General features: G+C 68.8%; 25 protein-coding genes and 1 pseudogene. 14 read left to right on the top strand and 12 right to left on the bottom strand.

Annotated features, from left to right (window positions below):
* Positions 1-264 precede the first annotated feature (264 nt).
* The 6 genes from AFR_RS39325 to AFR_RS39300 are packed head-to-tail and all read left to right on the top strand — an operon-like array spanning position 265 to position 4,735.
* Complete coding sequence (locus AFR_RS39325; RefSeq protein WP_023562413.1) at positions 265-1,338, top strand: helix-turn-helix domain-containing protein; 1,074 nt, start codon at positions 265-267, stop codon at positions 1,336-1,338.
* Positions 1,335-2,441, top strand: coding sequence for a hypothetical protein (locus tag AFR_RS39320; protein ID WP_148308206.1), 1,107 nt, complete (start codon positions 1,335-1,337; stop codon positions 2,439-2,441). The genes AFR_RS39325 and AFR_RS39320 overlap by 4 nt, the downstream gene beginning before the upstream one ends.
* Positions 2,442-2,452: 11 nt before the next feature.
* On the top strand, positions 2,453-3,538 hold the full coding sequence (ychF, locus tag AFR_RS39315) for a redox-regulated ATPase YchF (RefSeq protein WP_023562411.1): 1,086 nt from the start codon (positions 2,453-2,455) through the stop codon (positions 3,536-3,538).
* 45 nt (positions 3,539-3,583) lie between these two features.
* Positions 3,584-3,868, top strand: a complete 285-nt coding sequence (locus AFR_RS39310) for a hypothetical protein (RefSeq protein ID WP_023562410.1) — start codon at positions 3,584-3,586, stop codon at positions 3,866-3,868.
* Positions 3,850-4,263 carry a hypothetical protein gene (locus tag AFR_RS39305; RefSeq protein WP_023562409.1) on the top strand — a complete coding sequence of 138 codons (414 nt, stop codon included), beginning with the start codon at positions 3,850-3,852 and terminating at the stop codon, positions 4,261-4,263. Before AFR_RS39310 ends, AFR_RS39305 begins: the two co-directional genes overlap by 19 nt.
* Before the next feature lie 4 nt (positions 4,264-4,267).
* A complete protein-coding gene (locus AFR_RS39300) occupies positions 4,268-4,735 on the top strand; it encodes a nucleoside 2-deoxyribosyltransferase domain-containing protein (RefSeq protein WP_148308205.1) in 468 nt (155 codons plus the stop codon).
* A gap of 7 nt (positions 4,736-4,742) precedes the next feature.
* On the opposite strand, the gene AFR_RS39295 is transcribed toward AFR_RS39300, so the two are convergent.
* On the bottom strand, positions 4,743-5,324 hold the full coding sequence (locus tag AFR_RS39295; RefSeq protein WP_023562407.1) for a Uma2 family endonuclease: 582 nt from the start codon (positions 5,322-5,324) through the stop codon (positions 4,743-4,745).
* Between the two features lie 123 nt (positions 5,325-5,447).
* On the opposite strand from AFR_RS39295, the gene AFR_RS39290 reads away from it, so the two are divergent.
* Genes AFR_RS39290 through AFR_RS39280 form a run of 3 tightly spaced genes read left to right on the top strand, consistent with a single transcriptional unit; the run spans position 5,448 to position 7,589 of the window.
* Entirely contained in the window at positions 5,448-5,792 is a 345-nt protein-coding gene (locus AFR_RS39290; protein ID WP_023562406.1) for a gamma-glutamylcyclotransferase family protein, read from the top strand.
* 15 nt (positions 5,793-5,807) lie between these two features.
* The gene (locus tag AFR_RS39285; RefSeq protein WP_023562405.1) at positions 5,808-6,203 is read left to right on the top strand and encodes a hypothetical protein; all 396 of its coding nucleotides are present in this window, start codon (positions 5,808-5,810) and stop codon (positions 6,201-6,203) included.
* Positions 6,204-6,236: 33 nt separating this feature from the next.
* The gene (locus AFR_RS39280) at positions 6,237-7,589 is read left to right on the top strand and encodes an MFS transporter (protein ID WP_202963967.1); all 1,353 of its coding nucleotides are present in this window, start codon (positions 6,237-6,239) and stop codon (positions 7,587-7,589) included.
* Here the strand turns inward: AFR_RS39280 and AFR_RS39275 are convergent.
* The 5 genes and pseudogenes from AFR_RS39275 to AFR_RS39255 all read right to left on the bottom strand — a co-directional run bounded on the left by AFR_RS39275 (position 7,555) and on the right by AFR_RS39255 (position 9,750).
* Entirely contained in the window at positions 7,555-8,133 is a 579-nt protein-coding gene (locus tag AFR_RS39275) for a phosphatase PAP2 family protein (RefSeq protein ID WP_023562403.1), read from the bottom strand. The genes AFR_RS39280 and AFR_RS39275 overlap by 35 nt on opposite strands.
* 35 nt (positions 8,134-8,168) lie before the next feature.
* Positions 8,169-8,435, bottom strand: a pseudogene (locus AFR_RS39270) (ArsR/SmtB family transcription factor); the annotation flags it as partial.
* Positions 8,436-8,466: 31 nt separating this feature from the next.
* Positions 8,467-9,069, bottom strand: coding sequence for a ribonuclease FAU-1 family protein (locus AFR_RS39265; RefSeq protein ID WP_023562401.1), 603 nt, complete (start codon positions 9,067-9,069; stop codon positions 8,467-8,469).
* The gene (locus tag AFR_RS39260; RefSeq protein WP_023562400.1) at positions 9,066-9,260 is read right to left on the bottom strand and encodes a helix-hairpin-helix domain-containing protein; all 195 of its coding nucleotides are present in this window, start codon (positions 9,258-9,260) and stop codon (positions 9,066-9,068) included. The genes AFR_RS39265 and AFR_RS39260 overlap by 4 nt, the downstream gene beginning before the upstream one ends.
* Positions 9,250-9,750, bottom strand: coding sequence for a MarR family winged helix-turn-helix transcriptional regulator (locus AFR_RS39255; protein ID WP_023562399.1), 501 nt, complete (start codon positions 9,748-9,750; stop codon positions 9,250-9,252). Before AFR_RS39255 ends, AFR_RS39260 begins: the two co-directional genes overlap by 11 nt.
* Before the next feature lie 87 nt (positions 9,751-9,837).
* On the opposite strand from AFR_RS39255, the gene AFR_RS39250 reads away from it, so the two are divergent.
* A complete protein-coding gene (locus AFR_RS39250; RefSeq protein WP_023562398.1) occupies positions 9,838-10,410 on the top strand; it encodes an NADPH-dependent FMN reductase in 573 nt (190 codons plus the stop codon).
* 67 nt (positions 10,411-10,477) lie between these two features.
* Here the strand turns inward: AFR_RS39250 and AFR_RS39245 are convergent, their stop codons facing one another.
* The gene (locus AFR_RS39245) at positions 10,478-10,975 is read right to left on the bottom strand and encodes a lamin tail domain-containing protein (protein ID WP_023562397.1); all 498 of its coding nucleotides are present in this window, start codon (positions 10,973-10,975) and stop codon (positions 10,478-10,480) included.
* Positions 10,976-11,325: 350 nt separating this feature from the next.
* Between AFR_RS39245 and AFR_RS44380 the strand changes: the two genes are divergently transcribed.
* The 4 genes from AFR_RS44380 to AFR_RS39225 are packed head-to-tail and all read left to right on the top strand — an operon-like array spanning position 11,326 to position 14,647.
* The gene (locus AFR_RS44380) at positions 11,326-12,276 is read left to right on the top strand and encodes a G5 domain-containing protein (RefSeq protein WP_148308204.1); all 951 of its coding nucleotides are present in this window, start codon (positions 11,326-11,328) and stop codon (positions 12,274-12,276) included.
* Between the two features lie 40 nt (positions 12,277-12,316).
* Complete coding sequence (locus AFR_RS39235) at positions 12,317-13,093, top strand: class I SAM-dependent methyltransferase (protein WP_041841477.1); 777 nt, start codon at positions 12,317-12,319, stop codon at positions 13,091-13,093.
* Positions 13,080-13,913, top strand: a complete 834-nt coding sequence (locus AFR_RS39230) for a nucleotidyltransferase domain-containing protein (protein ID WP_023562394.1) — start codon at positions 13,080-13,082, stop codon at positions 13,911-13,913. Before AFR_RS39235 ends, AFR_RS39230 begins: the two co-directional genes overlap by 14 nt.
* Entirely contained in the window at positions 13,910-14,647 is a 738-nt protein-coding gene (locus tag AFR_RS39225; RefSeq protein WP_023562393.1) for a Type 1 glutamine amidotransferase-like domain-containing protein, read from the top strand. The genes AFR_RS39230 and AFR_RS39225 overlap by 4 nt, the downstream gene beginning before the upstream one ends.
* On the opposite strand, the gene AFR_RS39220 is transcribed toward AFR_RS39225, so the two are convergent.
* The 5 genes from AFR_RS39220 to AFR_RS39200 all read right to left on the bottom strand — a co-directional run bounded on the left by AFR_RS39220 (position 14,644) and on the right by AFR_RS39200 (position 21,312).
* The gene (locus AFR_RS39220) at positions 14,644-16,329 is read right to left on the bottom strand and encodes a ThuA domain-containing protein (RefSeq protein ID WP_041841476.1); all 1,686 of its coding nucleotides are present in this window, start codon (positions 16,327-16,329) and stop codon (positions 14,644-14,646) included. The genes AFR_RS39225 and AFR_RS39220 overlap by 4 nt on opposite strands.
* Positions 16,326-19,142: a PQQ-dependent sugar dehydrogenase gene (locus AFR_RS39215; protein ID WP_041841475.1), complete on the bottom strand. Its 2,817-nt coding sequence runs from the start codon at positions 19,140-19,142 to the stop codon at positions 16,326-16,328. Before AFR_RS39215 ends, AFR_RS39220 begins: the two co-directional genes overlap by 4 nt.
* Positions 19,143-19,683: 541 nt before the next feature.
* Positions 19,684-20,013 carry an IS5/IS1182 family transposase gene (locus AFR_RS39210; protein WP_023562390.1) on the bottom strand — a complete coding sequence of 110 codons (330 nt, stop codon included), beginning with the start codon at positions 20,011-20,013 and terminating at the stop codon, positions 19,684-19,686.
* Positions 20,014-20,627: 614 nt separating this feature from the next.
* Complete coding sequence (locus AFR_RS39205; protein WP_023562389.1) at positions 20,628-20,990, bottom strand: PH domain-containing protein; 363 nt, start codon at positions 20,988-20,990, stop codon at positions 20,628-20,630.
* A gap of 10 nt (positions 20,991-21,000) precedes the next feature.
* Positions 21,001-21,312 carry a 4a-hydroxytetrahydrobiopterin dehydratase gene (locus AFR_RS39200; RefSeq protein ID WP_023562388.1) on the bottom strand — a complete coding sequence of 104 codons (312 nt, stop codon included), beginning with the start codon at positions 21,310-21,312 and terminating at the stop codon, positions 21,001-21,003.
* Positions 21,313-21,374: the final 62 nt, after the last annotated feature.

The raw sequence follows: 21,374 nt of genomic DNA, 5'->3' as shown, positions 1-21,374 counted from the left end.
CATTGACCACACCCTCGGCGGCCACCGGGGGTGTTGTCGTTCGCGGAGTGTCGCCTCCTCCGTTTCGGTGGTCTGACGTAACGGTTCAGACAACTTCTGCCTTCACGCTAAACTTCAGCCCTGAACTGAAGCAAGATACTTGCGGGGTCGAGTCTGGCCTGGTGGACGTGAATGAGGCTTTCGCGCAGATTCATCTCTCCCCGAACCGTCCGCAACGAGTAAAGTTCAGTCCGTAACTGAAATTCTCGACTGAAGGAACCGGCGATGGCTGACGACGGCAGGCGGCTCGGCGCGCGCCTTCGTGCGCTGCGCGAGTCCGGATTCTCCAACCAGCCCGTGACACAGGGCGTGGTGGCCACCGCGCTGGGCCGCAGCGTTCCCCTGGTCTCCTCGTGGGAGAAGGGGAAGGCGCAGCCGTCCGAGGAGTGGCTCAACGCGTACGCCCGCTTTTTTGCCAGTCCCCGGTCGATCGAGGACGGGCATCCGCGGCTGCTGACCGAGGAGGACCTCCGCGAGGAGGAACTGGACCGCTTCGAGGGACTGTTCCGCGAGCTGTTGCAGCTCCGCGTGGCCGGCTCCGGGACGCCGCCCGTCCCGTCGAACGCCGACGAGCTGACCACCCGGTCGCCCTGGGAAGGCATGTGGCACTTCCCGGACCAGGCGTCGATCACCCTGGTCTGCGCCCGCCTCCCCGCCGAGCTGCGGGCGAGCGAGATCTACTCGTCGCCGGCCAGCCCCGACTACGTCGAGCTCTACTCCTACTCGGACCTCGACGCGCTGATGGAGCTCTACGGCCACGTCTACGCCGCGAACCCCGGCGTCACCGTGCGGCGCAAGCTCGCCGACGAGCTGACCCAGGACGACGTCACCAGCCACCTCGTCCTCATGGGTGGCGTCGACTGGAACCCCATGACGCGCCGGGTCACACAGTCGTTGAACCTTCCGGTCGCGCAGGACCGGCGCGAGGGAAATGATCCGGACGTCGGTTCCTTCCGTGTACTCGACCACAACGGCCAGGCGACGGTGTTCCGCTCGAAACTGGAGGGTGATCGTCTGACCGAGGACGTCGCCCAGTTCTGCCGCGCGCCGAACCCGTTCAACCGGAAGAGGTCGGTCACCATCTGCAACGGCAACTACGGTCGCGGGACCTACGCCGCGGTGCGCACCCTGACCGACCCGCGCTTCCGTGACCGCAACCGCGCCTACATCGAGCAGCGGTACACCCCGGACGACACCTACAGCATCCTCGCCCGGGTCAGCATCGTCGCGGGTGAGGTCATCACCCCCGACTGGACCATGGCCGGCACCGTTCTGCACGAGTGGTCGAACGCGGCATGACCGCCGCGCTGGTCGCGGCCCACCGGTATTCCCACGGCCGCCTGCTGGCCCACCCGGAGGCCGCCGTCGCGGGTGACGTACCGGCGATCATCGTGCCCACGGTCAGAAACCCGGCCACGATGCGCGACTCCCTGGAGCTGGCACGCGAGCTGCAGCGTCCGATGATCGCGCTGTGCAGCCAGTGGTCGTCCGCCGAAATAGTCCGCAAGCAGGCCGAGCTCCTCGGGGCGCCCGTCGTGGCGGTCGACGTCACCGCCAAGAACGGCCTCCCCGCCTTCGAGTGCGACACGCTGCTGGCCAAGCAGAAACACCTGAACCGCGCCAACGACGTCAGCATCAAACGCAACCTCGGCCTGGCCGTGGCCCGCATGCAGCGCTGGGAGAAGGTCGCCTTCCTCGACGACGACATCACCGGCCTGCGCCCCGAAGCCATCCGCAACGCCGGCGGCCTGCTGCGCGACTACAACGTCTCCGCCCTGCGCAACGACGGCTTCCCCGACAACTCCGTGGTGTGCCACGCCCGGCGCGAGGTCGGCCTGCCCCAGGACGTTTTTGTCGGCGGCGGTGCCATGGCCGTCCGGGTCAACTCCCGCACCCCGTTCTTCCCGACGATCTACAACGAGGACTGGCTCTTCCTCGTCGGCCGGCGCAACGTCGAACGTGTCGCCGTGTACGGCCGGGTCAGCCAGCAGCCGTACGACCCGTACCTGTCACCGGAGCGGGCGCGGTCCGAGGAGTTCGGCGACTGCCTCGCCGAGGGCCTGTTCTCACTGTCGGACCACGACCGGCCCATGCAGGCCGCCGACGAACGCTTCTGGCGGGCATTCCTGGACCACCGCATCGCCATGATCGACGACATCCTCCGGCGGCTCGACGGGCAGCGCCACGGCGAGCGGCGTACCCGGATCATCCAGGCTCTGAAGGTTGCCCGCGGCCGCTGCCAGATCATCGAACCGGCGTTCTGCGTCGCCTACCTGAAGGCGTGGCAGACCGACCTCGACGTCTGGAAGCGGTTCCAGGCCGCCCTGCCCCGGCACGACAACCCGGTCGCGGCATTCACCGCCCTCGGGCTCAAGGCGTACGCGTACACGCCCGCCCCGTAGACTGGCCTGTCGTGAGCCTTACCATCGGGATCGTCGGCCTGCCCAACGTCGGCAAGAGCACCCTCTTCAACGCCCTGACCAAGAACGACGTGCTCGCCGCGAACTACCCGTTCGCGACGATCGAGCCCAACGTCGGCGTGGTCGGGCTGCCCGACGAGCGGCTGACAAAACTGGCCGAGATCTTCAAATCGGAGAAGATCCTCCCCGCCCCGGTCTCGTTCGTCGACATCGCCGGCCTCGTCCGCGGCGCCTCGAAGGGCCAGGGCCGCGGCAACGCCTTCCTCGCGAACATCCGCGACGCCTCGGCGATCTGCCAGGTCGTCCGCGCCTTCTCCGACCCGAACGTCCTCCACGTCGACGGCAAGGTTTCCCCCGCCGACGACATCGAGACGATCAACACCGAGCTCATCCTGGCCGACCTGCAGACGGTCGAGAAGGCCCTCCCGCGCCTCCAGAAGGAAGCCAAACTCAAGAAGGACCGCGCCCCGATGGTCGCGGCCGCCGAGGCAGCCTTCAAACTCCTCGACGAGGGCACCACCCTCTACGTCGGCGCCAAGGCCGCGGGCATCGACCTCGACCTCCTCACCGAGCTCCACCTCCTCACCACCAAGCCCTTCCTGTACGTCTTCAACGTCGACGAGGACGAGCTCGGCAACGAGGCGTTCCTCGACGAGATGCGCGCCCTGGTCGCCCCGGCCGACGCCGTCTTCATGGACGCCAAGATCGAGTCGGAGCTGATCGACCTCCCCGACGACGAGGCCATGGAGCTGCTCGAGTCGACCGGCCAGACCGAGCCGGGCCTCAACCAGCTCATCCGCGTCGGCTTCAACACCCTGGGCCTGCAGACGTACCTGACGGCCGGCCCGAAGGAAGCCCGCGCCTGGGTCATCCCGGTCGGCGCCACGGCCCCGGAAGCGGCAGGAGTCATCCACTCCGACTTCCAGCGCGGCTTCATCAAGGCCGAAATCGTCAGCTACGACGACCTGATCGCCGCCGGCTCCATGTCCGCCGCCAAGGCCGCCGGCAAGGTCCGCATGGAAGGCAAGGACTACATCATGAAGGACGGCGACGTGGTGGAGTTCCGCTTCAACGTCTGATGGCGGTTCGTAGCGGTTTTCCTACTCGTTTGACACACTGAGGTCATGGGCGAAACGGTCTACAACATCGGGGAGGGGCCGGCGACGCGGGTGAGCCTGTCGCTGCCCGAGGGGACCGCCGAGGCGATCCGTGCGCGCGTAGGTAAGCGCGAGTTCTCCGCGTTCATCGCCGAGGCGGTCGAGCGGGAGCTTCGCGGGCAGGTGCTCGACGAATACCTGGCGGATTACGAGAGCCGCAAGGGGCCGATCTCCGAGCAGGCTCGTCACGGGGCACGGAAGGTCTTCGACGAGGTGTTCGCCGAGGAGGGCCAGTGGCCCGCCGCAAGCTGACCCACGAAGGCACGCTGATTCTCGACAGCGAAGGGCTCTCGAAGCTGCTCGCCGACGACGAGCGGGTGGTGGCCATGACCGCCGAGGCACGCTCGCGTGGCATGGAGGCCGTGATCAGCGCGCTCACCATCATTGAAGCCGTCCACGCCCGTACCGACAAGGCTCGCTTCAACTGTGTGCTTTCGGGCCTGCGCGTGGTTCCGGTGGGCGAAGACGAAGCGAAAGCGGCGTCGAAGCTGCTCATGAACGCCGGTCTGCACGGGCACAAGTACGCGATCGATGCGGCGGTAGCCGAGGCGGCCTTGCGCCAGCATCGCCCCGTGGTCATGTTGACCTCAGACCTCGACGACATGGTCAAACTCTGTGGCGACCGCGTCCGGCTGGTGGCGGTGTGAGTCCTTGCTCCAGCCGATGAGCGTTGTGGTTGCGCCGGATCGGCCGGCGTCACCGCTGCGGCCTGGGATCTTTTTGGCTGGTGGCATCAGTGGTGTGGCTGACTGGCAGGCGGAGGCGATCGGGTGGCTGCGTCCGGTCTGGCCGGCCGTCTACAACCCGCGTCGTGCGGACTTTCCCATGGGTGACGCCGGCGAGGGTGCCCGGCAGATTCGCTGGGAGTTCGAGCAGCTGGCGGTGGCTGACGCGATCCTGTTCTGGTTTTCGTTCGAGACGACTCAGCCGATCGTTCTTTACGAGCTGGGACGCTGGGCGGCCTCGGACAAGCCCCTCGCGGTCGGCGCGGACCCGCGTTACGAGCGCCGCTTCGACGTTGTCGAGCAGTTGGCGCTCGCCCGGCCCGGCCTGACCGTCCACACCGATCTGCCGTCGACCTGCGCCGCCGCGAATCGGTTCGTCGGCGAGGAGGCCTGACTCCGGTTCAGGCCTTGCGGCCCGGGATCAGCCTGTCCAGGTCGAGTTCGACTTCGAACGGCACCGGGCTCACCATCTTGGTGCGGTGGATTCCGGTCGGGGCGTACGACCGGGTCGGCCCGTCGAGTTCGTAGGTGTGAACGACCGGAGCCCCGTTCTCGTCCTCGACCCGCCAGTAGTTCGGGATACCGGCTTCTGCGTACTTGCGGAGCTTGACCGTCCGATCACGGTGGGCCGATTCCGGCGAGACCACTTCGGCGACCAGAAGGACCTCACCCGGCGTGTAGAACGTGCGGTCGGGTGCGTAGGGAGCGGTCGTGACCAGAAGGTCTGGTTCGGGACGGTTCCGGTCGTCGAGCCGAATCGTCATCTCCCGCTCGACCTCGATGCCGACCGGCGCCTGATCCGTCAGGGACACCACCAGAGCCGTGACCAGCCGAGCATGCCAGGACCGCTGGGGGGACATCATGAAGACGAGTGCTCCATCGATCAGCTCGGTGTGACGCGGGGCTTCGGGGAGGTGGTCGAGATCGTCGGCGTACCACCCCTCGAGACGAGGCGGGCGCATCCATTCGGGCACCGCAGTCATGGCCTCACCGTAGCATTCTGTAACTGCGTTCTCCCTGCTCGGATCTGGTGGCAACGCTCCGCCGGAGGCGTCGAGACGGTTGCAGGATCGAGCAAGGATCGAGGGAAATCTTAGGCTTGCAGGATGAGTGAGTTGCTTTTTTCGTACGGGACTTTGCGGCAGTCCGGGGTGCAGCAGGCGTTGTTCGGGCGGGCTGTGCCGACCGTGGCGGATGTGCTGCCCGGGTACAGGGTTGATGTTGTGGTCATCACCGACCCGGAGGTCATCGCCCAGAGTGGGTCGGACAGGCATCCGATTTTGCGGCGTGGGGCGGACGGCGATGCCGTGGACGGGGCCTGCCTCGAGCTGACGCCTGACGAGCTGGCTGCGGCCGACGCGTACGAGGTTGACGACTACGTGCGGGTGGCTGTCACGTTGGGTTCGGGGCGGAACGCGTGGGTTTACGTGGCTGGGGAGGATGCGGCGTAGATCTACCGTCGGCGCATGGAATATGTGCGGGCTTTCGGGACGGCGGCGTTGCAGGGGTTGCTGACCGGTGTGTGGGTTGCCGCCGGTGAGTTGCCGACCGTCAAGCGGCGCCTCGTTCGGGTCGGTGCTGTGGGCACCCTGTCGGCGCTGGCTTCGATCGGGGACAAGGCTGAGGACACAGAGGAGAGCCGGCGCCCGAAGCGGCATGGTGCTGTCACGGTGGCGATGGTTGCTGTGTCGGTCGGGGTGGTAGTGGGGCGGCGGCAGATCGAGAAGCGGTGGCTGGCTTCGTTGGAGCGGAGCGGAAACCCGCATCCGCGGCGCGCCCTGGCCGTACGCCTGGGAGCGCTGTCGTTCGCGGCGACGCTGCCCGGGCAGCTGATCGAGGTGTGCGACGCCAGGCGGTCTTGATCTCAAGCCGGGTTGAAGTTCTAGGTTGGCGTGGTGAGCGTGGACAGCGACATCCGACCGCCCGGCATCCTCCGGGGCCCGTACGCCCTGACCACCGTAGGCGCGTGGAGCCTGGTGTTTCTGGCCGCGTTCGAGTCGCTGGCCGTCACCACGATCATGCCGATCGTCACGGCGGATCTGGACGGGCGCGGGCTCTACGCTCTGGCCTTCTCGTCGACGCTGGCCGCCGGGGTCGTCGGCATGGTCGGGTTCGGGTCGTGGGCTGATCGGCGCGGGCCGGCCGTGCCGTTGCTGGTCTCCGTCGGGACCTTTGCGCTCGGCCTGATCGTCGCGGGCACGGCGACGAGCATGCCAGTGTTCGTGGCCGGGCGTTTCCTGCAGGGGCTCGGGGCCGGCGGGGAGACCGTCGCCCTGTACGTGCTGGTCGCGATGGTCTACCCGTCGGCGCTGCACATCAAGATTTTCGGGGCGTTCGCGTCGGCGTGGGTGCTGCCGTCGATGGTCGGGCCGTTCGCCGCGGGGCTGGTCGCCGACGCGCTGAGCTGGCACTGGGTTTTCCTCGGGGTGGTGGCGCTGGTCGGGGTGTCGACCGCGCTCATGCTGCCGTCGCTCAAGGGACGGGACCGGGCCGATCCCGTACGCGCAACAAGCGCCGACGCGCGCCGGGTGATCGAAGCGGCCGTTGTTGCGGTCAGTGTGGTGGCGCTCAGTTCGCTCGGTGAGATCGAGCCGGTGATCGCGTGGCTGCTGGTGCCCGTGGCCGTGGTGGTCATCGGCGTCGCGTTGCGTCACCTCGTACCGGCGGGGACGTACAGAATGAGGGCCGGTCTGCCGGCCACCGTTGCATTCTGCGGGATCGCCGGAGGGGTCTTTTTCGGGACCGAGGTCTACCTTCCGCTGCTGCTGCACGACCGTTACGGGCTGCCGACCTGGCTTTCCGGCATCACGCTGACGGCGGGTGCGATCGCGTGGGCGCTGGCCTCGGCGGTGCAGGGCCGGCTCGGTGACCGGCTCGACCCGGGTACGGCCATCCGGGCCGGCGCCGCACTCCTGGCCGGTGGTGCGCTCACGGAACTGGTGACCGTCGTGCTGCACCTGCCGCCTGCCGTGGCAGCCGTCGGATGGTTCGCGGCGGGCGCGGGCATGGGCACGCTCTACCCACGGATCAGCACGCTGGTGCTCGCCCTGTCGGCGCCGGGCGAGGAGGGCTTCAACACGGCGGCGAAGAGCATCACGGATGCGGTCGGGGCCAGCGCGTCGCTGGCTGTGGCGGGCCTGCTCTTTGCGCTGTTCCCGTTCATCGGGCCGTTCACCTTGACGAGCTTGCTCGGTGTTGCGGCCGTCCTGGTGGCTAGCGGGCGAGTGGGAACACCGTCCCGGCGATGAGCGCGCCGACCAGGGCACCCGCGACGACCTGGGCCGGGGTGTGGGCCGACAGGCGGATGCGGGCCCAGCAGGCCAGCAGGGCGAACGGCACACCGATCAGGGCCACCGGGCCGTAGAGAGCCACCAGGGTCGTCACCGTGCCCGCCGCCACACCCGCATGGATCGACATCTTCCACCAGTGCGTCACGACGGTGAAGATCAGCAGCCCGGTGCCGCCCGCCGCCAGCAGGGCGATCACGTCGCGCGGTGCGCCGAGCACGATCAGCGCCAGCAGGCCGACGGCCACCGAGGCGAGGCCGAAGAGCAGGGGCTTGCGGCGGTCCTCGCGTTCCGGGATGTGATGGTTGGTCAGGCGTCCTCGGCGGACGTTGCGCAGGACGTAGACCAGGGGGATGCCCGCGGCGAACACCGCGCCCGGCAGGCCCCACCAGCGGGACACTCCCGGCTCGTCACCGGCGTGCCAGCCGACCACCAGCATCAGCGCCGCGACCAGGACGGCGGGAGCAAAAACCTCGGACGCGAGACGGGCGAGACGGTCGGGCACGCTTCATGATCGCAGCCGGGTCAGATCAGGGCGAAATCGTACTGGCCGAGCCACTCCTGCAAGGGCTTGAGCGGCTCGGGGTTCAGCCTGTACAGCCGGCGGCGGCCCACGTCGCGGACCCGCACCAGGTCGACCTCGCGCAGCACACGCAGGTGTTTGGACACCTGGGGCTGGGTCAGGCCGAGCAGCTCCACGAGGTCGTTGACCGGTCGTTCGCCGTCCACGAGCAGGTCGAGGATCTCCCGGCGCCAGGGCTCGGCCACCGCGTTGAACGCATCCGTCGTTGTTGCTGCCCGTGCCATGCCGACAATCATATGCCCATAACGGAATACCTCAAGCCGGTACGGCATCCCACCAGGCCGGCAGGGGTGCGGGCTGCCAGCCGGCGGGTGGCTCGTAGTCCAGCAGGGAGCCGTCGAACGGGAACGCGGCCGCCTCCACCAGCTTGATCACGCGGTCGGCCTCGCTGCGGACGGCGGCCGCCTGCGCCGGGTCCAGGTCGGCCTCGTCCTTGAGTGACCAGGCCCGCTCGGCCGACACCAGCACGTCGAGCGTCTGGTCCTGGGCATCGACACCACCGGCCCAGCGCCGCGCCGGCGTTTCCAGATTGACGTACCAGCCCGCGAACGTGCCGTCCTCGAGCCAGCTCCAGGAGATCGAGTGGGCGGCGCCGGGCGGCATGAGCAGCAAGGAGCGGAAACTCCCGCGGGTGCCGGGCGACAGCATCGTGGGCATCGCCAACTCCTCGGCGATGCTCAGATGGCGGGTCGGCTCGCCGGCCAGATCCGTACGCCGCATGGTCCCGGCGCCGATGTCACTGAAGAGCAGCAGGCCGTCGGTGTCGTCGGCGACCACCAGAGCGGCTCGCACCGCCGCGATCCGGCGGTCGGCATGCAGGAACCGCCGGACAACCTGCTGCCCGTGGTGGAACCTCACGCGGCGAGGGTCAGACCGCGGGCAGCGAGCGCCTCGTCCAGGAGTCGCAGCGCCTTCGGGCCCACACCGTGCAACGCGGCCAGGGCAGCCCGGCTGGCACCGTTCAGGTCCTCGAGCCGGTGATATCCGGCGCCGTGCAGAGCGCGGGTGGCGGGAGCGCCGATGCCGGCCGGCAGGTCGTCAGTCGTCATGCTGGTCATGCGAAGCACTCTGACACGCCGCCCCCGCCGGGTCCGTCATCCCCTCGAGTGCTTTGGCCAGCGTGCAGAGGTCCAGCCCGTTAAGGTGATCTATCAGGTGCCGGCGGACGCTGGCCAGATGTGAGGGCCAGGCCTGCTGGAGCCGTGCGAGACCGGCGTCGGTGAGAACGGCGTTGAACCCACGGGCGTCCCGCTCGCAGGGGACCCGCCGGAGGTGGCCCTGCGACTCGAGCTTGGCGGCGAGCCGGGTCATTCCGCTCAGCGACATGTCACAGGCGGCAGCCAGCTCGCTCATCCGCATCAGGCCGCTGCGCGACTCGGAGAGGTGGCGCAACACCTGGTATTCGCTGAGCGACATGCGCTGGTCACGCTGCAGATCGGCGTCCAGGCTCCGCGGCAGGATCATCATCAGCCGGCCCATCGCACGCATCACCGCCTCCTCCTCGCCGCTGAGCGGCACCGGGGGCGGTGTGGCAGACATGACAAAGATCGTACGACCTTGACACCAGGGCTGCTACGCTATTTGCTTGACGAAGCAACCTTTTTTCGAGTCTACGGAGTCCAGTCAATGACCAAGATCGGAATCATCCTCGGCAGCACCCGCCCCGGCCGTAACGGCGAGGCCGTCGCCAAGTGGGTCCTGGAGCTGGCCTCGCAGCGCACCGACGCGGAGTTCGAGCTGGTCGACCTCCTCGACTACAAGCTCCCGCACCTCGACGAGGCCATCCCGCCGTCGATGGCGCAGTACACCCAGCCGCACACCATCGAGTGGGCCGCCAAGATCGCCTCGTTCGACGGCTTTGTCATGGTCACCCCGGAGTACAACCACTCCACCTCGGGCGCGCTCAAGAACGCGATCGACTTCCTCTTCGCCGAGTGGAACAACAAGGCCGTCGGCTTTGTCGGCTACGGCTCCGTCGGCGGCGCCCGGGCCATCGAGTCCCTGCGCCTCGTCGTCGGCGAGCTGATGATGGCGGACGTCCGCGCCGCGGTCACGCTCTCCCTGGCCACGGACTTCGTCAACTACAGCCAGTTCACCCCGGGCGCCCACCAGGCCGCCGCCCTGAGCACCGTCCTGGACCAGGTCGTCGCCTGGAGCACCGCTCTCGCCCCGGTGCGCGCGGCCTCCGTCTCCGCCTGATCCACCGCATGACCGCGGGCCGTCGAGGAGGGCAGAGCTCCCCGGCGGCCCGCTCCGCATTCCCGGCTCAGCAGGCCACCCATACGCGGTTCTTCCGCCACTGCCACGAGCAGCTGTCGACGTTCCGGCCGGCGGCGGTGCGCAGCGTCGCCGTGTCGCCGGTGTTGTTCCAGATGTAGATCCCGCTGCCCCAGAAAAGATTCCGCCCGCTCCGCGTGCCCTCTCCGGTACGCAGCCAGATCCGCCCGCCGGACCCCGCGATCGTGACGTCGCCGAACGTGTACACGTGGTTCGACTCGTCCCGGATGGTGTAACCGCTGAGGTCCACCGGCGCGCTGCCGGTGTTGATGAGCGAGATCCATTCGTTGACGAGGCTCGCGGGGCTCCGGGTGTCCTTGCCCGGCGAGTCGTACTGCGCGCCGTGGAAGCTCAGGCTCGGCGTTGCGGCAGCCGCCGCCGGAGCGCCGGCCTCAAGCGCGGCTGCTGCCACCGCCGGAGCGCCAGCCGCGACCGTGCCGGCGAGTGCGGCGGCTGCCACCGCGAGGATGCTGATCGTTCTGCGCACCGTGTCTCCAGGTCTGTTGTGGGTGTTCGTGCTTCCCGTTCGGTCACGACCCTGCCTGAGCAGCGCGGATGTGGTGCGGCGGTCCGGAGATGATCTCCGTAACGGGGGTGTCGGATAGTCGTCGGGGCCTGCGGCGTCATCCTTTTGGGTGCGGCTGTGATGCTGGTGTCGGGGTTCGGGACAAGCACAATGCTTTGGTGCTAAACCAGACATCTAGTGATTCCTGGCAGCATCTACTCGAAATGCCGCGAAAGTCTTTCTGGGCGCGGCTGCCATTCGGGGTACGGATGGCCACTGCCGGCTTCGGGGCGCTCGCTCTCGTGGCCGGTTCGGCGGCGGGTATCGCTGCCATGACGAGCACAGATACGCGAGTGGTGAACGCTGTCGGCAGTGAGTCGGCGGTTGTTGCGCTGCCTCCGCAGGCGCCGGGCGGTAACGCCGGGCTCGGTGTGCAGGGGCCGGGTGGGCCGGTGGCCGGGGAGTTGAAGCCCGGTGGCCGTCAGGCCGGCGCGCCGCTCGCCGGGCAGGCCCAGGCCGGTCAGGTCCAGCCCGGTCAGGTCCAGCCCGGTCAGGCTCACGCCGGGCAGGCTCAGGCCGGCCAGGAGCCCGACGACGGCCGGTCGGCCCCGGGCGAAGCGGACCGCACCGCGACCCGGTCGCCGCGCCGGACGCAGCCGGTGGACGCGCCGAAGCCCGCGGGTGGCGCGGACAGTCCCGCCGCGCCCGCGGTGCACGTCGAGCGGATCTCGGAGACCGAGTCGATCCCGTTCCGGACGCGGCTGGTCCGCGATCCGTCGCTGCCGCGGGGGAGCCGGGAGATCCAGACCCAGGGTGTACCCGGGGAGCGTGTGCTGCATTACGAGGTGACCTTCACGGGCACCACGGAGACGAGCCGGCGGCTGATCGATTCGGTCGTGACGCGCGAGCCGCAGCACCGCGTGGTCGCCTTCGGTAACCGGGGTGGTGGCCGGGACTGGCAGCAGGGCGGTGGCCGGCACGACCGTGACGGCCGTGACGGCCGGGGCCCGCGCGGCCATCGGCGGGAATGCCACCTGCGGATCGGGTCGTGTGTAGGTCTGAGCCGCAACGCCGTCTGCACCGACGACGAGGGTGATGCTCGCGAGGAGAGCATCATCGACGGCGACCTGAGCCTGCTCAACCCCGCGGACATCGACGAGCTCGAGCTCACGCTGCCCTGCGAGGACGACGGCAAGCAGGACGAGCAGGACAGGGCCGAGCAGGACAAGGCCAAGCAGGACAAGCCCCAGGACAAGGTGAAGGCCGAGGGCCGGAAAGAGTAAACCGCTGGCGGTGATCGGGTACGCGACGGAGACTGCCCCGATGGGCGCTTCGTTCGAGGACCTGATCGCCGAGGGTGCGGCCGTACCGGTGGAGGGCTGGGACTTCTCCTGGTTCGACGGCCGGGCGACCGAGCAGCGGCCCTCCTGGGGTTATGCCCGCCTGGTCGCCGACCGGATGGCCGGGGCGACCGCGGCCCTGGACGTGCAGACGGGTGGCGGGGAGGTCCTAGCGACCGTCCCGAAGCCGCCCGCGCTGCTGGTCGCGACCGACTCCTGGCGGCCGAACGTGCTGGTGGCCGCGCGCACCCTGCGGCCGCTCGGCGCGTCGGTGGTCGAGGTCACCGACGAGCCGGCCCTCCCGTTCCGGGACGACTCGTTCGACCTGGTGGTGAGCCGTCATCCGGTACGCACACTGTGGACCGAGCTGGCGCGGGTGCTGCGACCCGGGGGTACGTTCCTGTCGCAGCAGATCGGCGCAGGGACCAATCGGGAGCTGTCCGAGGCCATGCTCGGGCCGCTGTCGCCACCGGATCCGGACTTCCCGCAGAAGCTGGCCGCGCAGGCGGAGGCGGCCGGTTTCACGGTCCTGGACGTGCGGGCGGAAACTCTGCGCGCCGAATACTTCGACGTCGCCGCGGTGACGTACTTCCTGCGCAAGGTGGTGTGGACCGTGCCGGGCTTCACGGCCGAGCGTTTCCTGCCGCAGCTGCGCGAGGTGCACGAGCGGATCCAGCGGGAAGGCGCCTTCGTCTCGCACGCCCGGCGCGTCCTGATCGAGGCACGGGTACGGAAGGACGACCGTCGTGGCGTTGAGTGACGAGCGGCTGCACGAGCTCGCCGAGGGTCTGGTCCGGGTGCCCGGCGTGACAGGTGTGGTGCTGGGCGGGAGCCGGGCGCGGGGCACACACACGCCGGAGTCCGACACCGACCTGGGCGTCTACTACCGCAAGCCGCTGGATGTCGCGGCGCTCGGTGCGCTGGCCGTCGAATTCGGTGGTCCGGCCGCGCAGGTGACCGAGCCCGGCGGCTGGGGGCCGTGGGTCGACGGCGGCGGCTGGCTGACCATCGACGGCGGGGCGGTCGACTGGATCTACCGCGAGGTCGGGCGGGTCGAGCAGTCCTGCACCGACGCCGAGGCCGGGCGATACACGTTCCACAGCCAGACCGGGCACCCCCTCGGCGTACCCGATTTTGCGTACGCGGGGGAGCTGGCTCTGGGGGTGATCCTGGCTGATCCGTCCGGTGAGCTGGCGGCGCTGCGGGCGCGGGCCGGGGTCTATCCGCCGGCGTTGCGCGACAGTCTGATCGCCGGTCTGTGGGAGGCGGATTTTCTGCTCGGGCTGGGGCGCAAGGCGGTGACGCGGGCCGACTCGGCCTACCTGGCCGGTTGCCTGTTCCGGGTGGCCGGGGTCTGTGCGCACGCGTTGCACGGCGCCGCCGGCCGCTGGCTGATCAACGAGAAGGGTGCGGTGGCCGCGGCCGCGGCGCTACCCGGCGCGCCACCGCGTTTCAAGGAGCGGCTGGATGCCGTTTTTGCCGGGTTGGACGGTGATCCGGTGCATCTGGTGGCGGCGCTCGACGCGGCTCAGGACCTCGTTCTGGAGACCGCCGACGCGTGCGCCATGATGGCGCGATGACAGCCGACGAACCCACGATCCTCGCCACGAGCGCCGGATTCCGGCGCGGCCGCTACGGCCTCTTCGACATGAGCCCCGGGCCGATCCACCAGTTCGCCGCGGAGCTCTCCGGCGCGGGTGACACCGCCAAGATCTGCTTCCTGCACCAGGCGATCGGCGACCCGATGGACTACATCGGCGCCACCTACGCCGCGTTTGCCAAGACCGGCTATCGCGCCTCGCACCTGCAGCTCTTCCCGATGCCCAACCACGACGACATCCGGGCGCACCTGCTCGACCAGGACGTCATCTGGGTCAACGGCGGCAGCGTGGCCAACCTGGTGGCGGTCTGGCGGGTGCACGGGCTCGAGGAGATCCTGCACGAGGCCTGGCAGGCCGGTGTGGTGCTCGGCGGTGTCTCGGCCGGCTCGATCTGCTGGCATCAGGGTGGCAGCACCGACAGTTTCGGGCTGGAGCTGCGGGCCTTCACCGAAGGGCTGGCCTGGCTGCCGTACAGCAACGGCGTGCACTACGACGCCGAGGAGCAGCGGCGGCCGATGATGCACAAGCTGATCGGTGACGGCACGCTCGGCGACGGGTACGCGACCGACGACGGTGCCGGGCTCGTCTACCGCGGCACCCGGCTGGCCGAGGTGGTCGCCGACAAGCAGGGTCCGCAGGGCTACGAACTGAAGCGGGCAGCGGACGGCTCGGTGACCGAGACGCCGCTGCCCACCCGCGTGCTGGACTACTAGGACTGCGGCAGGACCCACTTCTGGTTGGCCGCACCGGCGATGCAGTCCCAGATGTGGATCTGCTGACCGTTGGCCGAGCTGTTCTGGCTCACGTCCAGGCACTTGCCCGACGCGGGGTTGCGCAGGGTCTGGCCGGTTCCGGCCGACCAGTTCTGCGCCCCGCTGCCGTTGCACGTGTAGAGCTGCACCTTCGTGCCGTTGGCGGTGCCGGCACCCGCGACGTCGAGGCACTTGTTCAGCGCCTTGACCGTGCTGTTCGGCGTGACGGTCCACTTCTGGGCGTTCGTACCGTTGCAGGTGTAGAGCTGGATCTTCGTGCCGTCCGCCGTGCTGGAGTTGGCGATGTCGAGGCACTTGTTCGCCAGGCCGACGATCGGTCCGGTGCCGGGGACCGGCGGCGGGGTGCCACCCAGCTCCTTGATCCGGACGTTGCGGAACGAGGCGTCATCGCCGTCACCGTGGTTCTGCAGCCCGATGTGGCCGGCCAGCGAGCGGACCGGGTCGGTGTTGGTGAAGTCGTTGATCTTCGTGCCGTTCAGGAACACCTGGAGGCGCTCACCCTCGACGAGCAGCTCGTAAGTGTTCCACTCACCGGCCGGGTTGAGCGCCGCGTCGCGGGCGGCGACGTCCGCCGACTTGAACGTGTAGACGGCGCCCGTGGTGCGGTCGACGGCGTCCGTCGCGTCGATCTGGATCTCGTAGCCGTTGTTGACCGCCGACCACGGGTCGGTCGACGGCGGGAATCCGATGAAGACACCCGAGTTGTCGTCACCGGCGAGCTTCCAGTCCAGCTTCAGCGAGTAGTTGGTGAACTGCTTCGCGCTGTACCAGAGCATGCCCAAGCCACCGACCGTGGTCAGCGTGGCGTCGGAGTTGGTGAAGCTGCCCGGACCGGCCTGCGACCAGCCGGCCGTCGAGCCGTTGTAGAGCGGCGTGTAACCCGTCTCCGGACGGCAGTCGGCGTTGGACGCCTTGGCCGCGTACCGGATGCCGCCGAGCAGGTGGGCCCGGAAGGCCGGATCCGCGTACGACTCCTGGGTGTGGCCGCCGCCGGTGTAGAAGGAGCGCCCGCCCTCGTACGTCTTGCACCAGGTGTGCGGGTGGTCGGCGCCCATGCCACCACCGGAGTACGAGCTCTCGTCCAGTGTGGCCAGGACGTGGGCCGTGGACCGGGCGTTCGTGCGGTAGTTGTACCACTCGTCCGTACGGTTCCAGCGCTGCGGCAGGTGTGCGGTCGCAGCGTGGGCGCGGTCCTCGGTCACCACCGTGGCCGGCTGGATCGCCGGGTGCGACGCGAAGTAGGCGCCGACCAGATTGCCGTAGAAGGGCCAGTCGTACTCGGTGTCGGCGGCCGCGTGGACACCCACGTAACCGCCGCCGTTGCGGATGTAGCCCTCGAACGCCGTCTGCTGCGTGTTGTCGAGCACGTCGCCGGTCGTGTTGAGGAACACGACGGCTTCGTACTTCGCCAGCCCGGCCGTGGTGAAGGCGGCCGGGTCCTCGGTCGCGGTGACCGTGAAGCTGTTGGCCGCGCCCAGGTCACGGATGGCCTGGGTGCCGACCGCGATCGCGTCGTGCCGGAAACCGGCCGTGCGGGAGAAGACCAGCACGTCGTACGGGTCGTCGGCCACCACGGCCGGAGCCGGCAGCAGCATCAGGGCGGCTAGTACTTGGCCGATCATGGCAGCACCCACTTCTGGTTGGCCGCGCCGGCGATGCAGTCCCAGATGTGGATCTGCTGACCGTTGGCGGAACTGTTCTGACTGACGTCGAGACACTTGCTCGACTGCGGGTTGCGCAGGGTCCCGTCGGCGTTGGCGGCCCAGTTCTGGGCGGCACTGCCGTTGCAGGTGTAGAGCTGCGCCTTGGTGCCGTTGACGGTGGCGCCACCGGCCACGTCCAGGCACTTGCCGAGCGCCTTGACCGTGCTGTTCGCGGTGACCGTCCAGGTCTGCGAGGTGGTGCTGTTGCAGGTGTAGAGCTGGATCTTCGTGCCGTCCGCGGTCGCGCCGGCGGCCACGTCGAGGCACTTGCTCGCCAGACCGACGATCGGGCCGGTGCCGGCCGTGGCGGTGCCGGTGTTCAGCGTGAACGCGTCCAGATCGAACAGCGCGCCGCTGCCGGTGGCACCCGAGAACGTCAGGTACAGCTGGCCGGTGCTCGCCGGAGCGCCGGTGACCGTACCGGTGACGTTGGCGAAGGTCTCCCAGCCGCCGGTGACCGGGACCGTGGCCGAGCCGAGGACCGTGCCGGTCGGGGAACCCATCCGGACCTGCAACGTGCCGCCGGCGCCGCCGGAGGAGACCCGTGCGGTGAACGACGTGACGTTGCTCAGCCGGTACGGCTCGAACGCGATCCAGTCGCCGTTGTCGATGTTGCCGACCGTCCGGCCACCCTCGGCCGTCGTCTTGCTGATCGGGTCGACACCGGACGAGGTCTTGTAGTGCTCGGCCTGCCGGCGCCGCGGCTGCAGCGTGTGCTGCGTGTGAGTGGTCAGGCCACCCGCGTCGGTGTACTCGGCGTCGAAGACCGCGAAGATGTTCGCCGCCGAGTCGTGCTCACCGTCGACCGGGATGGTGATCGAGCCGGTGCAGCCGTTCTTCGAGGTGATCTGGTGCCCGTGGCTGTCGTGACCCAGGACGTAGGTCATCTTGACGTCGGCACAGTTGATCGAGCTGTCCTCGGGGTCGGTCACGGTGATCGAGAAGGGCACCGTGTCGCCGTACGAGAAGAGCGAGCCGTTGAACGGGCTGTTGATCGTCACCGTGGGCGCGGTGTTGCCGACCGTGATGGTGACGTTCGCGGTGCCCTTGAGACCCGCGGGGTCCGTGACCGTCAGCGTCGCGTTGTAGGTCCCGTTCGCGGTGTACGTCTTGGTCGGGTTGGCCGCCGTCGACGTGGTGCCGTCACCGAAAGCCCACGAGTAGCTCAGCGCGCCACCCTCGGGATCGGACGAGCCGGCCGACGAGAACGCGACCGCCAGCGGGGCCTGACCGTTCGTCTTGTTCGAGCTCGCCACCGCGGTCGGCGCCCGGTTCGAGCCGGCCAGGTAGTCGAAGCGGTACAGCGCCGAATTGACGTCGCCGTTGAAGTAACCGGTGCCGTAGTCGAGGACGTAGAGCGAGCCCTCCGGCCCGAACGCCATGTCCATGACCTGCTTGCCGACCCACGGGAAGGTCGAGATCTCGCCGACCGCGCCGTTCGTGCCGACCTTGATCGGCTTGATCCAGCCCCGTCCCAGCTCACCGGCGAAGAAGTTGCCGTCCAGGGCCGCGGGGAACTTGGTGGGGGAGTTCAGGTTCGCGTCGAAGTTGTAGACCGGGCCGCCCATGGGTGACTCGGAGCCGCCGCCGAACTCGGGCGGGGTGCCGGCGTCTCCGGCGTACCGGATCCAGGCCGGACGGGCCGGCGGGAGCTTGGTCTGACCGGTGTTGCGGAACGAGTTGTTCGTCGGCCCGCCGGCGCAGTCGTACTTGGGTCCGGTCGAGTTCGAGGCGAAGTTCCACTCGTTGTACGTCTCGGTGCTGGTGTTGTTGCCGGTGCAGTACGGCCAGCCGTAGTTGCCCGGGCTGGTGATGCGGTTGAACTCGACCTGCCCGCTGGGACCGCGGTTCTGGTCGGTGGAGCCCGCATCCGGGCCGTAGTCGCCGAGGTAGACGACACCGGTCTTCTTGTCGACGCTCATCCGGAACGGGTTCCGGAAGCCCATGGCATAGATCTCGGGACGGGTGTTCGCCGTACCGGCCGGGAAGAGGTTGCCGGACGGGACCGAGTAGGTCCCGTTGGCGTTCACCTTGATCCGCAGCACCTTGCCGCGCAGGTCGTTGGTGTTACCGGCGCTGCGCTGGGCGTCGTACCCGGGGTTGCGGTCGGTGCGCTCGTCGATCGGCGAGTACCCCGCGGAGTCGAACGGGTTGCTGTCGTCGCCGGTGGAGAGGTAGAGGTTGCCGGCCGCGTCGAAGTCGATGTCGCCGCCGACGTGGCAGCACAGGCCACGGGTCGCGGGCACGTCCAGGACATCGACCTTGCTGCCGGTGTTGAGCGTGAAGTCGGCGTTCAGGGTGTACCGCGAGAGGCGGTTGACGCCGTTCCAGGCAGAGAAGTCCGAGCCGCTCGCGGGCGCGTCACCGGCCGGCGTGCTCAACGGCGGCGCGTAGTAGAGGTAGATCTGCCGGTTGGTGGCGAAGCCGGGGTCGACACCGACACCCTGCAGCCCCTCTTCGTCATGGTTGTAGACCGCCAGCGTGCCGATCAGCGTGGTCGTACCGCTCTTGTCGGTACGCCGCAGCGTGCCGTTGCGGGCGGTGTGCAGCACCGACGAGTCCGGCAGCACCGCGAGCGCCATCGGCTCACCGACCTCGGCCACACCCTTGGCCAGCGTGACCTGCTGGTAGTCGGCGGGGTTGATGACAATGGCCTGCGCGGGTGCGGCGGTCGCGACCAGGCTCGCCGCCACCAGCAGCGATGCTCCCGCAAAATATCGAAGTCTGGGCATGCTTCGATGTCTCAAGGACATAAGGGTCCAGTCCCTTTCCTGACGTAGGGGAGTTGCCAGGTGTGGGGCTACCTTGCGCCGATACGCCGAGCCCTGGCCAAGCGCCGAGCCCCTGGGGACGAGCACGCCGCTTGTTACTAACGTGTAACAGTGAGCAAACGTTAGTAACAACCAACGCAACTGTCCATACTTTCGTCCGTCCTACTCGGACTTTTGTCCATCGCGCAAAAAGCCCACCACCAACCCCACACAATCCGACCACCTCCCCCCACGCCAAGCCCACAGAAGCCCGCCGCCCAGACCTGCCCACCCGCGCAAGCGCACCCCAACTCGCCGCCCGAGCCCGCCGCCCCGCCGCCGCCCGCCGCCGAAGCCGCCGCCCGCCGCCGAAGCCGCCGCCCGCCGCCGAAGCCGCCGCCCGCCGCTGCTGTCGCTGCCTGACCGCTCGGCGCAGCCGACGCCTACGGTGCTCACGCCGCTGTCGCTGCCTCGCCGCTCAGCGCAGCCGACGCCCACGGTGCTCACCGCCGCGGCCACAGCCCTAGGTTCTGTCCCGCGGATCATGTCCGTCGGAAACCGCGCGTAGCCAGTCCAGTAGTTCGATCAGGTCGAGGGTGGCTTGGTGGTTGATGCCGAGTTTGTCGAACCTGGTGGCCGGCCCGCGCCAGTGTTTGCGCCGGTTGAAGCCGCGTTCGACCTGGTTGCGGCGGCGGTAGTCGACGGAGTCGAAGGCGGGCGGGCGCCCGCCTCGGCGGCCGCGGCGTTTCCGGTCGGCGATCTGGTCGTCGGGTCCGGGGATCGTCGCGCGAATCCGCTTGCCGCGCAGGGCTTCGCGATTCGCTCGTGACGAGTACGCCTTGTCACCGGTCACGGACGTCCGCCGGACACGAGGCCGCCCGAGCCCGCCAGGCCGGGCGACGCGGACCTGTTCGAGCCGCCGCCCGCTGCCCGCTGCTAGCTGTCCGCTGCCGCTGCTACCTGCCCGCTGCTCGCCGCCCGCTGCCCGCTGCCCGCCGCCCGCTGCCCGCCGCTAAGACTGCCGCCGCCATCACCAAGGCTTCGGCCCACAACCGCAACCGGCGCGGTGCGTCGCCTGACCCCCACCCACCCCGGCCTGCCAGACCAAATCCCCAAGCCCGCCCACCGCGCGGAAGCCAAACCACCACCCGCAAGGAGACAACCCACCCCAACCACGCACCCAGCAGCGAGCAACCAAAGATCCAGCCGCAAGGGACAACCATGCAAGGTTGGGGGCCGGGGGTGACCAAGAACGGCATAAAAACGCCCCACAGCCGTCTTGGTCACCCCCGGCCCCCAACCGTCAACCAGGACCAAACCGGCCGATCAACCGCACCCTCACCGAAAACCTCGCCGTAGTCGAAACGCAGGCTTTCGGCAAACCGCTCAAGGCCGGCGACACGGAACGCCGGTAACCGCGGTCAGCGCATGGAAGTGACCCCGCCGCCGCGGTCCCGGAAGTGCGGTCTAGGAGGCGTAGTGGAGGATCACGTTGTGCACGTGGTGGGTCTTCTCCGAGCCCCGGAACTCCACCTCGTAGGTATGCGTACCCACAGTGATCGCAATCGTGCCGGTCGAGAAGAACTGACCGGCCCAGCTCTTGTTGCTGACCACGCTGACACTGCTGACCTTGGCATACGGAATGCTCGTGATCGCGACACGCTTACCCGCGAAGGACTTGTCCTGGATGATCACTCGGCGGGTGGTCAGGCCGATGAATCCGGTGCCGGCGCCGACGGCGTCGTACACCGCGATGATGGTCTCGCCCTCGAGCAGGCCGCTCTCGATCTGCTGGAGCTGGCCTTTGCTGTCGTAAACCGGAGCCGTCATGGTCGACAGGCTACTGGGGGCCCACCACTGTGCGGTACGCATCTTCGATCCGGGCCGCCAGGGTGACCTCACCGTCGGTGATGGCCTGACCGTCGGAGGCGCCCAGCAGGATCTGGGTGTGACCGTCCATGCGCCGGATGCTGGGACGGAGGCGCAGCGTGTCGGCCGCCACCTTGATCCGCTCCGTCAATGCGGCATGCTGACTGTCGTCGCATGCGAGCACACGCTTGAGCTGGATCCCGTCCTGGGTCCAGCCGCCGAGAACCGCCAGGGCGTCGCTGAGATAGTCAGGGCGGGTACCGCGGATTTTCCTGCCTCGCATGCTGCACCTCCCTGGCGTCGTTGCCGGCTTGTGGCCAAACTGTCGCCGTGTCGTCATGGTCG

This window comes from Amorphoplanes friuliensis DSM 7358 (assembly GCF_000494755.1).
In the GTDB taxonomy this organism is placed as follows: domain Bacteria; phylum Actinomycetota; class Actinomycetes; order Mycobacteriales; family Micromonosporaceae; genus Actinoplanes; species Actinoplanes friuliensis.
Note: the sequence above shows the minus strand (reverse complement) of the source record. Positions and strands in the feature narration are given on the sequence as shown.